The organism is Micromonospora sp. NPDC092111 (assembly GCF_044755745.1).
In the GTDB taxonomy this organism is placed as follows: Bacteria; Actinomycetota; Actinomycetes; order Mycobacteriales; family Micromonosporaceae; genus Micromonospora.
On record NZ_JBIVRQ010000006.1, the window covers coordinates 17,176 to 34,038 of the forward strand.

Consider the following 16,863-nt stretch of genomic DNA (forward strand, 5'->3'; position numbering starts at 1 on the left):
TGAGGTGAATGCTGCGGAGGGTAAGGCGAGAACCGTGCGGATGGCTGGGCGAAACGCGCCGGGAGTGGTGCCTCGTTCCGATGGGACCCCGTGAACGCCGGGCGCGGGCAGGCGGGTCGGCGAGCGTGGCGGCGACGCATCGGGGCTGCGGTCGTCACCGTGTTGCTGGCGACCTTCGTGGCCGTCGTGAATCCGGTGGTGGCCTCGGCCGCCGGCTCGACGCTGTTCAACCAGCCGTTCCACGACAACACCGCCGACGGTACGGGGGCAGTGGTGCTGCCCGCGGTGCCCCTCGGCCGGACCAACGCCGCCTGCCTGACCGCCGCGGGGAACACGACCTCCGGTCCACTGCTCAGCTGCCTCAGCAACACCGACCCGCAGGGTTCGGGCAAGTTGCGGCTGACGGATGCCACCACATCCAAGGAAGGTGGAGCCTTCGGCGCGGTCAGCGTGCCGACCTCCCAGGGTCTGGATGTCACCTTCAACCTCTACCAGTACGGCGGCGCCAGCCCGGGGGCCGACGGGATCGCGTTCGTGCTGGCCGCGGTTGACCCGGCGAACCCGCTGTCACCCGCTCTCATCGGCCAATCCGGCGGAGCGCTCGGGTACTCGGCGGCCTCCGGCGGCGGCCTCGCCGGTCTGTCGAACGGGTACATGGGTATCGGCTTCGACGTTCACGGAAACTTCAGCAACAGCACCTACCAGGGCACGGGCTGTACGAATCCGCCGTACATCACGACGACCGGTCAGGTCCCCGGCCAGGTCGTGGTGCGTGGCCCGGGCAACAACGGGGTCGGCTACTGCGCGATCAACAGCACCGCCACGACCACCTCGTCGCCCGCCTTGACGCTACGCGCCACCACCCGGCCGGTCTCGGTGGTGCCGGTCGAGGTCGTGATCAACCCGACCACCTCGGCGTTCACCACCGCGTCGGGAATCACGGTTGCCGCCGGCCAGTACCAGGTCCGGTTCACGCCGGTAGGCGGGACGCAGCGGACCCTCTCCGGAACCCTCCCCGCGGTGTCTGCGGGCCTGTACCCGTCGTCGACCTGGCTGAACGCGAACGGTGTGCCGAAGCAGCTCGCGTACGGGTGGGTCGGGTCGACCGGCTCGGTGACCGATTTCCACGAGGTGGACAACACCGTCGCGGTCACCTTCAATCCGGTGCCGGGTCTGAATGTCTCGCAGACCAGCTACGTCGGGTCGTCGCCGCAACCCGGCACGCCGGTGACCTACACGGTGGTGGCCGGGGTGAACGCCGGCGCCGACGAGACCGCGCCGATCTCGGTGACCGAGACCGTGCCGACCGGGGTGGTGCCGGTGGGCGCGTTCGGCACCGGCTGGGTCTGCGCGGCCCCGGTAGGACAGACGATCACCTGCACGAACAGCAACGGGCCGTTCACCAACGGCACAGCCCTGTCGCCCATCACGGTGGTGGCCACGGTGACCGGCACGGGGGTGACACCTGCGTCGATCCAGACGGCGTCGGTGGTGACCTCGTCGTCCACCGACGCCAATCCGGGATTCTCCTCATCGGCACCGGCGGGAACCCTGCCCGCCGCGCCGAGTGGTGTGACGGTCAGCCCGACGTCGAGCCCGATCGCCGGCGGCATCCCGGTGACCGTCGGCGGCACGAATCTCGCCGCAGCGACGGCGATCGAGATCGGCACCACGGCGGAACAGCAGGCCGGTACGGCGGTGGTCCTGCTGCCGTGCCCGTCGGGCCCGGCGGCCGGGTGCTTCACCGTGAACGGCAACGGGACGCTCGCCATCTCGTCCATGCCGGCTCGATCCTCCGCGGCCACGGTGAACGTCACCGTGGTGACCCTGGGCGTCGCCGGTTCGGCCAGCTACGTCTACACCGACAAGCCGGCCGCGCCGGCCGCGCCGACCGCCACCGCCGGAGTGGCCAGTGCCACCGTCACCTGGACGGCACCGGCCAGCAACGGCAGCCCGATCACCGGCTACGTCGTCACGCCGATCAGAGGCGGAGTGCCCCAGACCCCGATCTCGTACGACGCGTCGGCCACCACCCGGGTGCTGACCGGACTCTCGGTCGGCGCCTCCTACACCTTCACGGTCGCGGCGGTGAACGCGCTCGGCACCGGTCCGGCCAGCCCGGCGTCGGCAGCGGTGGTGCCGTTCAGCCTGCCCGGGGCGCCGACGATCACGGCGGCGAGTGCCGGGGACTCGTCGGCCACCCTGACCTGGACCGCGCCCAGCACCGGGGGCAGCCCGATCACCTCCTATGTGGTCACCCCGTACGTCGCCGGCGTCGCGCAGACCCCGCGGACCTTCACCGGCACCGCGACCACGCAGACGGTGACCGGGTTGACGCCCGGCACGTCGTACACCTTCACCGTGACGGCGACGAATGCCGGGGGGAGCGGGCCACCGTCGGCACAGTCCGCGTCGGTGATCCCGAATGTCTCGCCCACGTTGTCGAACCCGCCGCCGCCCGCCGGTGAGGTGGGCGCGGCGTACAGCGACACGCTCGTGGTCACCGGCGGTACCGCGCCGTTCGTCTGGTCGGTGAGCGCGGGGGCACTGCCGGCCGGGGTGACCCTGAACGCGAGCACCGGCCTGCTGTCCGGCACCCCTACCGCATCGGGCAGCTTCGATTTCACCGTCAAGGTGCTCGATGCGAGCGGTCAGTCCGCCAGCCAGGCGCTGACGATGGTCATCGCACCGCCGCCGACGCTGACCTTCCCCGCCCCCGCGACCGGCCAGGTCGGCATCGGCTACAGCACGTCGCTCGCGGCGACCGGGGGCACCGCCCCGTTCACCTATTCGATCACCGCGGGTAGCCTGCCGCCGGGGTTGACCCTGAACACCGGCACCGGGCTGCTCGCCGGCACCCCGACCACGGCGGGCGGCTACTCCTTCACCCTGCGGGTGGTGGACGCCTTCGCGCAGAGCGCCACCCGGACGGTGTCCCTCAGCATCACCGCCTCACCCACCCTGACCTTCCCGCCCCCGCCCTCCGGTCAGGTGGGCGTCCCATACAGCGATCCGTTGACCGTCAACGGGGGCACCGGGCCGTTCGTCTGGTCGGTCTCGGCGGGTAGCCTGCCGCCCGGGTTGACCCTGAACACCAGCACCGGCCTGCTCGCCGGCACCCCGACCACGGTGGGCAGCTACCCCTTCACCATCCAGGTGGTCGACGCCGCCGGTCAGCAGGCGACCGAGCCGGTCAACCTGGTGATCACCGCCGGCCCGCTGATCGTGACGAAGAGCGCCAACGTCTCGACCGTGGCGTTGGGCGGGACGGTGAGCTACTCGATCAGCGTGACCAACACCTCGTCGGTCGCCTTCACCGGCGTAACGGTGACCGATCCGCTCGGCGGCGTGCTGGACGACGCGGTCTACAACGGTGACGCGACCGCGAGCGGCGGCACGGTCTCGTTCACCAGTCCCACCCTGAGCTGGACCGGCAACCTGGCCGCCGGGGCGGCAGTGACCATCACCTACTCGGTCACGGTGAACAGCACGGCCACCGGAAACCAGATCCTGACCAACACGGTGACGTCGGCGACGCTGGGCACCAACTGCGCCTCCGGCAGTGCGGACCTCCGGTGTACGGCCACCGTGCCGATCTCCGCCCTCGCCATCGTGAAGACGGCGGACGTGAGCACCACGACACCCGGTGGCGTCGTCCACTACACGATCACGGCGACCAACACCGGCCAGGCCGCGTACACGGGTGCGGCGTTCTCCGACGCGCTGACCGACGTGCTGGACGACGCGACGTACAACGCGGACGCGACGGCGACCGCCGGCACGCTCTCCTTCAGCTCGTCCACCCTCGCCTGGAGCGGCAACCTCGCCGTCGGCGCGAGCGTCACGATCACCTATTCGGTGACGGCCCGGAACCCGGACCCGGGCAACAAGGCCATGACGAATACCGTGGGCTCCACAAGCCTGGGCAACAACTGCCCCTCCGGTGGCAGTGACCCCCGTTGTACCGCCGTGGTCACCGTCCTCGTGCCGGGCCTGGTGCTGACCAACACCGCGAGTACGTCGAGCGCCACCCCGGGATCAACGGTGGGCTACACGGTGACCATCACGAACACCGGGCAGACGGCGTACACCGGGATCGGCGTCACCGACTCGCTGAGCGCGGTGCTCGACGACGCGGCCTGGAACGCCGACGCGACCACCACCAGCGGCACGCTCAGCTTCACCAGCCCGAACCTGACCTGGACCGGGAACCTCGCGGTCGGTGCCACGGTGACCGTCACCTTCAGCGTGACGCTCAACAGCCCGGTCGCCGGCGACCGGGTGATGACCAGCGTGGTCTCGTCCACGGCCGTCGGCAACAACTGCCCGAGCGGCAGCACCGATCCGCGCTGCACCGCGCGGGTGACCATCCTCGTACCAGGACTGACGCTGATCAAGACAGCGAACCTGCCGACCGCGACGCCCGGCACGGTGGTGACCTACCAGATCGTGGCGACCAACACCGGTCAGGCCGCCTACACCGGGGCGAGCTTCACCGACTCGCTGGCCGGGGTGCTCGACGACGCGGTCTACAACGCCGACGCCGCCACGACCTCCGGCGTGGTCGGCTACGGCGGCTCCACGCTGACCTGGACCGGCAACCTCGCCGTCGGGGCGACCGCCACCATCACCTACTCGGTGACGGTCGCCAACCCCGACAACGGGGACCGGACGTTGACCAACACGGTGCTCTCCCCGACGGCCGGGGCCAACTGCGCGACGGGCAGCGCCGACCCCCGCTGCACCGTGGCGGTCGCCGTGCTGCTGCCGGGAATGACCATCACCAACACCCCGAGCGCGGCCACCGCGACGCCCGGCGACACGATCACGTACACGATCACGGTCGCGAACAGCGGACAGGCCGCCTACCCGGCGACGAGCGTCACCGAGGCACTGGGCGACGTGCTCGATGACGCCAGCTACAACGGGGACGCCTCGGCGAACATCGGCACGGTCACCGTGGCCAACTCGGTGCTGACCTGGACGGGCGCGCTGGCGCCCGGCGCGACCGCCACCGTCCAGTTCTCCGTGACGGTGCTGACTCCCGACGCCACCGGCTCGCAGGTGCTGACCTCGACCGTCACCTCGACGGCCGCCAACAACAACTGCCCCTCGGGTGGCACCGACCCCACCTGCACGGCCACCGTCACCGTGCTCACCCCGGGCCTGACCATCGTCAAGACCGCCGACACCGCCACCACGACGCCGGGCAGCACGGTGACCTGGACGATCACCGTGACGAACAGCGGCCAGACCGCGTACGCGGCGGCCACTTTCGCCGACTCGTTGGCCAACCCGCTCAATGACGCCGTCTACAACAACGACGCGTTCGCCTCCGTCGGCACCGTCTCCTACTCGGCCCCCACCCTGAGCTGGGCCGGCCCGCTGGCGATCGGCGCCACCGCGACGGTCACCTACTCGATGACGGTGTTGGATCCGGACCCGGGCGACAAGGTCCTGGCCAACACCGTGGTCTCCACCACCCCCGGCAGCAACTGCGCCGCCAACAGCACCGACGCCCGCTGCACGGCGACCGTCCGGGTGCTGGTCCCCGGCCTGGTGATGGCGGTGGCGTCGAATGTCGCCAGCACCGCGCCGGGCGCGGTGGTCGGCTACACCGTCACCATCACCAACTCCGGCCAGACGGCCTACCCGACGGTGACCGTCACCGACGCGCTCTCCGGCGTGCTCGACGACGCGACCTACAACGGGGATGCCTCGCCTTCCGCCGGCACGGTCACCTTCACCAGCCCGAACCTGACCTGGACCGGTGCCCTGGCCCTCGGCGGGTCGGTGACGATCACCTATTCCGTGACGGTGAACAACCCCGACAACGGTGACCTGATCCTGGTCGACCAACTCGTCTCCCCGGCCGTGGGCGGCAACTGTCCCGCCGGCGGCAGCGACTCCCGGTGCGCGGTGAGCGTCCCGGTGGCCCGGTTGCAGATCAGCACCACCACCCCGGCGGCAACGGTCCTACCGGGGGGCGTCGTCCGGGTCGACGCGACCTACACCAACACCGGCAAGGTGCCCTACACCGGCATCAGCGTGGCATTCGACTCGACGGCCTTCGTCGACGACGTCATCGGCAACGGAGATCAGACGGCCTCGTCGGGAACGTTGACCGTCGGCGCGGCGGGCGCGGTCTGGACCGGTGACATTCCGATCGGGGCGACCATCACGCTGAGCGGCAGCGCGACCGTGCTGAATCCGGACACCGGGGACCACCTGATCACGGGAACCTCCTCGTCCACCGCGCCGGGGAACAACTGTCCGACCGGCAGCACCGACCCGCTCTGCACGATCACCGTCACCGTGCTCACCCAGGGGCTCACGATCAGCACGGTCGCCGACACGTCGACCGCCGTGCCCGGTGCGACGGTCGGCTACACCGTGTCGATCACCAACTCGGGTACCGCGGCGTACTCGGCGATCAGCGTGACCAACTCGCTGGCCGGTGTGCTGGACGACGCGATCTACAACAGCGACGCGGTGGCCAGCGCCGGCACGCTGAGCTTCGCCACCCCGATCCTGACCTGGAGCGGCGACCTGGCGGTCGGTGCGACGGTGACCGTCACCTACACGGTCACCGTGCGCAACCCCGACCCGGGGGACAAGGCCATGGTCAGCACGGTCAGCTCCACCTCGGCCGGCAGTTCCTGCTCGCCATCGGGGCAGACGACCGGCTGCACCTCGACCGTGGTGGTCCTGACCCCGGGGCTGACCATCGTCGCCGCGGCCAGTGCGCCGACCGGCACCCCGGGCAGCACGCTGACCTACACCGTGACGATCACCAACTCCGGCCAGATCGGCTACACCGCGATCACCGTGGCCGACGACCTCGGCGGGCTCGTCGACGACGCGACGTACAACGCCGACGCGGTCGTCACCGGCGGGGGAGCGGCGACGTACGCCGCACCGGTGCTCACCTGGACGGGAAACCTGGCCGTCGGGTCGACCGTGACGATCACCTTCACCGCGACCATCGACAACCCGGATGCGGGTGACCAGTCGCTGGTCAGCACGGTCAGTTCCGGCGCGGTGGGGAACAACTGCCCGGTGGGCGGCACCGATACCCGATGTGTGGTCACGGTCGCGGTCGTCGACGATGTCGCGCTCACCTACACCAAGACCGCGGACGTGGCCTCCACCGTTCCCGGCTCGGTGGTGCACTACACGATCACCGTGGCGAACTCCGCCGCCACCCCGTACCTGGGGGCGGACCTCGACGATGACCTGTCTGACGTCCTCGACCACGCCACCTACAACAACGACGCGTCGGCGAACGGCGGCGGCACCCTCGGCTACCTCGCGCCGGTGCTCACCTGGACCGGAGACGTCCCGGCGGCCGGGACCGTCGTCATCACCTACAGCGTGACGGTGACCGCTCTGGGTGGCGACAACACGCTGACCAACACCGTCGTCTCGGACTCACCGGACAGTAACTGCTCTGCCGGCAGCACCGACCCACGATGCACCGCGACGGTGACCATCGCGCAGTTGACCATCCTGAACACCGTCGACCGGAGCACCACCACCCCAGGCGGTCTGGTCACCTTCACGGCGACCTTCACCAACACCGGCGCCACCGCATACCACGGGGTCACCGTGTCGATCGGCGGTGGCGACCTGCTCGACGATGCCGATCCCACCGGGCAGCAGACTGTCTCCTCCGGCACCACGGTGGTCGGCCCGACCAGCCTGCTGTGGACCGGTGACATTCCGGTGGGCGGGGTCGTGACGGTGGTGGCGGGGTTCCAGGTGAAGAACCCGGATCCGGGAAACAAGGTGCTGTCGAGCACGATCAGCGCGACGATTCCGGGCAACAACTGCCCGCCCGCCGGCACCGACCCGCGCTGCACCGCCACCGTCGACGTCCTGGTGCCCACCATGAGCATCGTCAAGACGGCCGACACGCCCTTCACCGCCCCCGGCGGCACGGTGAACTACACCGTCACGATCACCAACACCGGCACCGCTCCGTACCTGGGGGCGGTGGTCGCGGACACCATGACCGGCGCGTTGGACGACGCGACCTATCTGGACGGCAGCGCGACCGCCACCAGCGGCTCGTTGGCCTACGCGGCGTCGACACTGACCTGGACCGGAGACCTTCCGGTGGGGGCGCAGGCCGTCGTCACCTATCCGATGACCGTGCTCGCCCCCGACCCGGGCGACAAGCTGCTGGTGAACAGGGTCTCCTCGACCGAGGTGGGCAACACCTGCCCACCGGCCAGCTCCACCCCGGGCTGCGCGTTGACGATCCCCGTCCTCACCCCCGCGCTGAGTATCGCCATCGCCGCCGACACGGCCAGCACGATCCACGGCGGCACGGTGAACTACACCATCAGCATCGTCAACACCGGCCAGACCGCACAGTCCGGGGTGACGGTGACGAACGCGCTGGCCGGGCTCCTGGACGACGCGACCTACAACAACGACGCCACCCCGAGCGTCGGATCCGTCGCGCTCACCGGCACGAACCTGATCTGGACGGGCACCCTCACCCCGGGCTCGGCGGCGACGATCAGCTACTCGGTCACCGCCAACCAGTCGGACACCGGCGACGAGATGCTGACCAGCGCGGTCACCTCCACGGCCGCCGGGAACACCTGCCCGGCCGGCACCACCAACCCCGCCTGTACGACGACCGTGACGGTTGCACAGTTGACCATCGTGAACTCGGCCGGTGCCGCCACCACGGTGCCCGGCGCGCAGGTGGTGTTCAGCACCCTGGTAACCAACACCGGAACGACGCCGTTCACCAACATCGTCATCGATGCGAGCTTCGCGGGTTCACTCGACGACGGCACGTACAACGGCGACGCGGCAGCGTCCACCGGCACCCTGGTTCTGCTGCCGCAAATTGCCTCGATCGAATGGACCGGCAACCTGGCCGTCGGTGCGAGCCTCACCGTCACCGGCTCGTTCACGGTGAACAATCCGGACCTGGGCGACAAGACCATGACTTCGGTGGTCAGCACGTCCGTGCCCGGCAGCAACTGTCCGGTCGGCGGTGCCGACCCGGCCTGCACCGCGGCGGTCACCGTGCTCGTCCCGGCGCTCGCCGTGGTCAAGACCGCGAGTGCCGGCACCACCGTGCCGGGCGGGACGGTCGGCTACACGATCACCGTCACCAACACCGGGCAGACGCCGTACACCGCCGCCACCGTCACCGACAGCCTCGCCGGTCTGTTGGAGAACGCGACCTACAACACCGACGCCGTCGCCGACGTCGGTGTGGTCAGCTACGCCGCGCCGGTCATCACCTGGGTCGGTGACCTGGCGACCGGCGCGTCGGCCACCATCACCTACACGGTCACGGTGAGCGCTTCCCGGGCCGGCGGACAGGTGCTCAGCAATGTGGTCACCTCCAGCACGCCGGGCAGCAACTGCCCGATCGGCGGCACCGACCCCGCCTGCTCGGCGACCGTCAACGTGCTCGTGCCGGCCCTGAGCATCGCCAAGCACGCCAGCTCGGCCACCACCACGCCGGGTAGCACGCTCGGTTACACCATCACCGTCACCAACAGCGGTCAGGCCCCCTACACCGCGGCCAGCCTGACCGACACCCTCGCCGGTGTGCTCGACGACGCCACCTACAACGTGGACGCCGCGACGACCCTGGGCGCGCTGTCGTACGCGCAACCGGTGCTCACCTGGACCGGTGACCTCGCGGTGGGTGCCGTTGCCACCATCACCTACTCGGTCACGGTGAACAATCCCCCTGGCGGCGACCAGAGTCTGACCAACGCGGTCACCTCCAGCGCCGAGGGCAGCAACTGCCCGCCCGGCGGCGTCGACCCCGCCTGTGCGGTCACCGTCGCCCTGCTCGTCCCGGCGCTCACCATCACCAACGGGGCCGACGTCAGCACCGCCGTCCCGGGGCAGGTCATCCGGCGTACCGTCACGGCCACCAACGTCGGGCAGGCCCCCTACACCGGCATCCAGATCACCACGAGTCTGGTGGGGTTGCTTGACGACGCCGTGCCGAACGACGACCAGGTGGCCAGTTCCGGCACGCTCAGTGTGGTCGGCACCACGGCGATCTGGACCGGTGACATCCCGGTCGGCGGAGTCGTCACGATCACCGGCACGATCACCGTCAGGAAGCCGGACCCCGGCGACAAGATCATCACGAACACCATCGGCACCGCCGCTCCGGGCAGCAACTGCCCCGCCGGATCACCGGCACCGGCCTGCACCTTCACCGTCGACGTGCTCGTCCCCGGACTCACCATCGTGAAGACCGCCGACGCGCCGAGCACCACGCCGGGTGGCACGGTCACCTACACCGTCACCGCGACGAACACCGGCCAGACACCGTACGTCGGCACCACGCTCACCGACTCGCTCAGTGGTCTGCTCGCCGACGCCACCTACAACGCCGACGCCACCGCAACCAGCGGCACCCTGCTCTACACCGCCCCGAACCTGGTCTGGTCCGGTGACCTGGCGGTCGGTGCCCTGGTCAGCATCACCTACACCGTGACGGTCGGCGGATCGCAGGCCGGCGGTCGGAACCTCACCAACACGGTCACCTCCGATGCCCAGGACAACAACTGCCCGGTGGGCGGCACGGACCCGCGTTGCACGGTGACGCTGGCCATCCTCATCCCCGGCCTGACCATCACCAAGAGCGCCGACACCAGTACCGCCACCGTCGGCGACACGGTCACCTACACGGTCACGGTGGCCAACACCGGGCAGACCGCGTACGTCGGGGCCACCTTCGACGATCCGCTCAGCGACGTTCTCGACGGCGCCGACTACAACAGCGACGCGACCACGAGCATCGGCACGATCAGCTACGTCGCGCCGGTGCTGACCTGGACCGGGGACCTGCCGGTCGGCGGCACGGCCGTCATCACCTACTCGGTCACGGTCGGGTTCCCGCCGCCCGGCGACGTGACGCTGGTGAACACCGTCAGCTCGGACACCGTGGGTGCCGACTGCCCCGGCGGCCCGGCCTGCTCCGTCACCGTGGACGTCGCCGTCCCGGCGCTGGTCATCACCAAGACGGCCAACACCGCCACGGTCGTGGCGGGCGGAACGGTCAGCTACTCGATCCTGATCCGCAACGCCGGCCAGACGCCGTACACCGGAGCCACGGTGGCCGACTCCCTCGTCGGGGTGCTCGACGATGCCCGCTACAACGCGGACGCCACGACCACCACCGGAACGGTGAGTTACACCGCGCCCAACCTGACCTGGGTCGGCGACCTGCCCGTCGGCGCGACCGCGACCGTCGCCTACACCGTCACGGTCAACGAGCCGGTCAGCGGCGACGGCCAGTTGGTCAATACCGTCACCTCCGCCGTCATCGGCAACAACTGCCCCGCCGGTTCGACTGACGCCCGGTGCGGCACCGACACGGGAGTGACGCCGCAGACGATAACCCTGTCCTCGCTAACGTCCGGGTTCACGCTCACCGGTCCGGTGCAAACCACGGCCAGCCTTCCGGAGGCGGTCACCATGACCGTCACCACCAACAGCCCGACCGGCTACCTGGTCTCGGTCCAGGCGCTGGCGTCCGAGCTCACGCCGGCACTGTCCGGCAACCCGGACACCATTCCGATCGGAAACCTGCTCGTCCGGGAGACCGGTACAGATACCTTCCAGCCACTGTCCGACGAATTCGGCGTCACCGTGCACCGCCAATCGGGGCCGTCCGCAGCCGGGGGAGACGCGATCAGCAACGACTACGAAGTTCTCATTCCGAATGTCGTAGCCGACGAGTACTCCGCCACGTTGGAGTATGTGGCGATCACTCAGTAACAGCCGTTAGGAGCATCATGCCGAGCAGCCCCGCCCTCGCAATCACGATGGCCGCCTGGACGATCGTGGCACCGGCCATTGTCCTGCCGGCGTCCACGTCGAGCGCGGCGCCCAAGCCATCCGCTTCGGTGGACGCGAAGCAGCCACTCCTCAGCATCGGGGTGGACAACGGCCGCACCGAGGTGACCGTGGGCGATCAGTTGACCTATCAGACCAAGATCCGGAACGTCGGTGCGACCGATGCCAAGCAGCTCGAGATATCCCAGAGTCTGCCGGTCGGTCTCAGGCTGGTCACCGCCAAGGATCACGGCAAGGCCACGGATGGCAGCGTCACCTGGCGGATCGACCTCAAGGCCGGCCAGGAATCCACGCTCACCACCGTTGCCGAGGTGACAGAAACCCCCGACGAACTGCTTCGTCTCGCCACGGTCGCCTGCGCCACGGCGAAGGGTGGCGAAAAGCCACTCGTCTGCGCGACCCATTCCGACCTGCTGCCGGCCGGTGCCGCCGCCGCCCGGGTCGCCCAGCCCACCACGAACCGGATCTGGTACGGACTGGCCGGCGGCATCGCGGCGCTGGTCGCCCTCGGGCTGGTCGCGGCCTTCCGCATCCGACGCAGACTCCAAAAGCGCTCGGCGCTCCCGTCGATTCCCGGCACCAGCGCTCCTACGCCAAACGCCCTGGCCGTCGACTGACGGATTTCAAATGGCATCAGACTTCAGCGGCTCGGGTTATGGTGGCTGGCAAGATTCGGTGCCTTATCAATCGGATGTGATCTATGGCAGTAGTCCTGGTGCGGACCATCCTCTCGGTCGGACTCGTGTCGATGCCGGCCGCCCTGGTGGCTCCTCAGCCGCCGGCACAATCGGACTTCGCGTTGACGGTCAGCCCGAGTCGAATGTCCGTGCCAGCCGACCAGATCGCGCGGCCACGACAGTTCACGGTGACCAACCAGGGTCGGTCCCCGGTCGACGTGACGATTCGGCCGGCGAGTTTCGCGGTGGAGGACGGCCAGCCACTCCTCCGGTCTGACGCGCCCTATTCAGCCGTCGAGTGGGTCGACCTGCGTCCGAGCCGCCTGCGGCTCGACGGCGGCGCGTCCCGGCAGGTGAGTCTGCGGATCGCACCACCGGCCACCGCCGAACCCGGCGAGCACCAGGTGGCGGTGATCTTCACGGTGCCCCCTCCGGCCGGCAAGACCGGTATCGGCGTGAGCCGGAGCATCGGCGCGCCGGTGTACGTGACGGTGCCCGGCGATGCCGTCGACTCGGTCGAGGTCACCAGGCTTCGCGCGCCGGGCTTCGCGTGGGGTGGTCCGCTCGCGCTGACCGCCACGATACGTAACGCGGGCACGGTACACCGCGACTTCGTCGACAGTGATCGGCTCGAAGCGCGGGTGGCGGGTGACACGGTGGCATTCCCAGACTTCACCTTGTCGCGTAACGGCACCCGGGACATTCGCGCCAGTTGGCCCGACCCGCCGCTGCTCTGCATCTGCCGGGCCGAGGTCTCCGTGGCAAATCCGGATGGCGGGTCCCGCAGCGCGACGGCCACCGTCGTCATCCTGCCGCTGCATCTGATCGGACCCGGAGTGGCGATCGTCCTGGCGCTGTTGCTGGGATGGCTGCTCTGGCGCCGGAGCCGGGGCCGTCGGTCTGCCGCCGTGGAGCCGACGGACGCCGCCCGCGAGCATGCGTGGCCTTTCGGGTAGCCCGTGGGAGGGGTAGCCCGCCGTCCCAGGGGGAGTTATTGCAGGTCATTGGCAGTTGCGGCATTGTCGCGTGCGCACCTGGGCACATATTGTCGCCGCTGTCACGGGGACCGACCATCCGTGCGGACCGGCAGACCTGGGAGAACGGGTGAACGACCACGAGCACGGTCACGACCACGCGCATGGCCAGCACCCCGTGCGTGACCACGGCGGGCGACTCGCCGCCTGGTGGCATCGGCTGACCCACGCCGTGGTCCCGCATTCCCACGACTCCCGCGCGAAGATCGACCCGGCGTTGGAGTCGTCCCGTGACGGGCTGCGCGCCCTGTGGATCTCGCTGGTCGGGCTGGGCGTGACCGCGCTCGCCCAGGCGGTCATCGTGGTGCTCTCCAGTTCGGTCGCCCTGCTCGGCGACACCCTGCACAACGTCGCCGACGCCCTGACCGCTGTACCGCTGGGCATCGCGTTCCTGCTCGGCCGCCGGGCCGCGACCCGCGCCTACACCTACGGCTTCGGCCGTGCCGAAGACCTCGCCGGCATCGTCATCGTCGTCGTCATCGCCGGCTCCGCCGTCGCCGCCGCCTGGACCGCCATCGACCGATTCCTGCACCCCGCCGAAGTGACCCACCTGCCCTGGGTCGCCGCCGCCGGCCTCGTCGGCTTCATCGGCAACGAACTGGTCGCCCGGTACCGCATCCGTGTCGGCCGGCGCATCGGCTCCGCCGCGCTGGTCGCCGACGGTCTGCACGCCCGCACCGACGGCTACACCTCCCTGGCCGTCCTCGCCGCCGCCGGCGGCGGCGCCCTCGGCTGGCGCTGGGCCGACCCGGTGGTCGGCCTGGTGATCGCGGTCGCCATCACGATCGTGCTCAAGGACGCTGCCCGTGAGGTCTACCGACGCCTCATGGACGCCGTCGACCCCGCCATCGTCGACCAGGCCGAGGGCACCCTGCGGGCCGTCCCCGGAGTCCGGGACGTCGCCACGGTACGGCTCCGCTGGATCGGCCACCGCCTGCACGCCGAAGCCGACCTCGTCGTCGACGCCAGCCTCAGCCTCGTCGCCGCCCACGAGATCGCCGCTGACGCCGAACACCAACTCACCCACGTCGTACCCCGACTCACCAGCGCCACCGTGCACACCGACCCGGACAGCCACCCCGGCGGACACCACCACACCAGCCTGTCCCACCAGCGGCGACACCCCGATCACTAGCCCGGCCGCCGGTGGCGTCTCAGTGGACGGCCAGCGCCCGACGTCGGGACCGGCGGGCCAGCATGGCCAGGCCGGTGAAGACCAGTAGGCCCACCGCCGCCGCCCCCACCGTCCATCCGGTGGCGATCCGGGAGAGACCCGTTCCGGGTGTGCCGGTCCCGCCCGGGTCGGGGAAGGTGAGTTTCGCGGATGCGCTCCGCTTTACCATCCCGCTTTCCAGGTTGACCTCGATCCGCCACGGGCCGTTCGGCAGTTCGTTCGGGAACCGGGCGGTGACCTGGCCGGACTGCCCCGGCGCCAGGGTGGTGCCCTGGGTCACCTCGAACGGGCCGGCCCGGGTCCCGGCGGGGCCCTCGGTGAGGGTGACCTTTCCGGTCAGGTCGATGGCCCGCCCGCCGGTGTTGGCCACCTCGACGGTGACCGACGGTTCGCCCTGCGGACTCCGGGCCGGGAGCAGCTTGCCGATGGTGAAGTCGGACGCCGGTTCGCCTCCGGGGCCGATGTCGAGATACACCCGGACCCCGACCCGGTGGATCTGCGTGACGTTGCCGGCGGTTTTCCCGGCAGAGGTCGCGGACGCCCAGACCACCCCGTACCGCTCGCCGGCCGAGGCGGCCGGCGGCACCCGGATGGTCGCCCGGACCCGCGCCTCCCCCCGGGGCTCCAGGTCCAGCTTGGTGCGGTCGAGGGTGATCCATGAGGTCAGCTCGTTGGTGGTGCGTCCCTCGGCGAAGGTGAATTTCTGCTTCTCCAGGGTTGCGGCGCCTGGGTAGACCTCGATCCTGCGCTGCTCGTCGGTGCGGTTGGTGATCAGGAGCTGCCGCTTGACGGTGGTGCCGGGCGGCAGGTGGTCGACGACGTACCGCAGCGCGCGGGGGTCGTCGCGCCGGTTGACCGGTGCCTCCAGCAGGCGGATGCCGATACTGCCCTCGTCCGGGTCCGGCTCGGCCGCGCCGGCCCGGGTCGACAGACCCGGGCCGGCGAGGCTGAGCAGTGCCAGTGCGACCGCGACGGTCGACCGGCCCCGGCGGCTATGCCACCGAATGCGTCACCGTGCCGGAGTAGATGCCCGCGATGCTGTCGAGCGGAACGTTGACGATCAGGGTCGGATTCCAGCTCGCCGTGTTGTCACCGGTGCCGCCGGAGTGGGTGAAGGCGGTGAGCGGGGTGACGCTGTCCAACGGAGCGGCGGCGGCCGCGGTGGACTGCCCCGGGGTGAACGTGCCGTTGCCGGTGGTGGCCGTCGCCGGCCCTGACCAGTAGTCGACCTCCGACGGGAGGATCGTCTCGGGTGGGGTGCCGCCACCGGTCTGGAAGACCGTGGAGGTCACCGAGGCCACCCAGGAGGCATCCGCCGAGGCCCGTGAGTCGGTCACGGTGACGACGCCGAGGGGGCCGGTGATGGTCCCGCCGGGCGCGCCGGTGCCCAGGTTGGCACTGACGGGCGTGGTGATGTCGAGCGTTCCCACGAGCACCTGGAAGGTGACGGTCGTGGTGTCGGTCGGCGCCGCTACGGCCGGCGCGGCGACGAGCCCGACCATCGCGGTCGCTGCCGCTCCCACGAGATAGATCTTGGCATTGCGCACTGTGTTACCCCGTTTTCTTCCGTGTGTCCGGCGTCCTTGGAGTGCGGGGTGCTGCCGGCTACCTCGCAAGATAGGAGATTATGTACCTAGTTGCGGCCAAAGCGGCAAATAGCCTGGTTTGACGGATTGGGCCGTCGGGGCCATCCATCGCGTACGGGGCCCGGCCTGGTCGGTGGGCCCCTTGTCCCCGCCCGGGTGATTCCTCTGCGGATCGGGAGACAGTCGCTCTCATTCCATAGGATCGACGCGTCGGATCCCGATATCAAGCAGTTCCGGCCTAATCCAAAAATAATTCAGATTCGAAGAATGGCGGCATGGACATGAATGGACACCATACGGGCGAGCGTGGCCGAGCCGACGGCGTAGCGGTCGACAGTTCCCGGCATCCCTACCAACCTCCGACGATCCAACGACTCGGCACGCTGGCCGAGCTGACGCGAGGGGGGACCGCCGGCCCGGACGACGGCCTCGGCGGCGCCGGAGGCGACGGCTCGCTGTGACATCCGTGCCTGGTCGGACGGGTCCTCGACGTTTTTCTGTCGGCGCGGGTTCGACCACTGGCGGCGCTTCCCGAG

The 16,863-nt window shown here is 70.0% G+C and carries 7 protein-coding genes; 5 read left to right on the forward strand and 2 right to left on the reverse strand.

The features are described from left to right. Positions 1-159: 159 nt before the first annotated feature. The 4 genes from ACIQG9_RS14485 (at position 160) to ACIQG9_RS14500 (ending at position 14,702) form a co-directional block, all read left to right on the forward strand. Positions 160-11,778 (forward strand): beta strand repeat-containing protein, encoded by an 11,619-nt coding sequence (locus tag ACIQG9_RS14485; RefSeq protein ID WP_400401766.1) that lies wholly within the window; start codon positions 160-162, stop codon positions 11,776-11,778. 17 nt (positions 11,779-11,795) lie between these two features. Further along, entirely contained in the window at positions 11,796-12,473 is a 678-nt protein-coding gene (locus ACIQG9_RS14490; protein ID WP_400401768.1) for a hypothetical protein, read from the forward strand. An 83-nt stretch (positions 12,474-12,556) separates the two neighbouring features. Continuing rightward, a complete protein-coding gene (locus tag ACIQG9_RS14495; protein ID WP_400401770.1) occupies positions 12,557-13,489 on the forward strand; it encodes a hypothetical protein in 933 nt (310 codons plus the stop codon). Between the two features lie 148 nt (positions 13,490-13,637). After that, positions 13,638-14,702, forward strand: coding sequence for a cation diffusion facilitator family transporter (locus ACIQG9_RS14500; RefSeq protein ID WP_400401772.1), 1,065 nt, complete (start codon positions 13,638-13,640; stop codon positions 14,700-14,702). Between the two features lie 19 nt (positions 14,703-14,721). Here the strand turns inward: ACIQG9_RS14500 and ACIQG9_RS14505 are convergent, their stop codons facing one another. Beyond that, a complete protein-coding gene (locus ACIQG9_RS14505; RefSeq protein WP_400401774.1) occupies positions 14,722-15,327 on the reverse strand; it encodes a hypothetical protein in 606 nt (201 codons plus the stop codon). Between the two features lie 406 nt (positions 15,328-15,733). Beyond that, a complete protein-coding gene (locus ACIQG9_RS14510) occupies positions 15,734-16,264 on the reverse strand; it encodes a hypothetical protein (protein ID WP_400401776.1) in 531 nt (176 codons plus the stop codon). Between the two features lie 344 nt (positions 16,265-16,608). Here ACIQG9_RS14510 and ACIQG9_RS14515 point away from each other — a divergent pair, with 344 nt between their 5' ends. Continuing rightward, positions 16,609-16,788, forward strand: a complete 180-nt coding sequence (locus ACIQG9_RS14515; protein WP_400402440.1) for a lasso RiPP family leader peptide-containing protein — start codon at positions 16,609-16,611, stop codon at positions 16,786-16,788. The last annotated feature ends 75 nt before the right edge of the window (positions 16,789-16,863 follow it).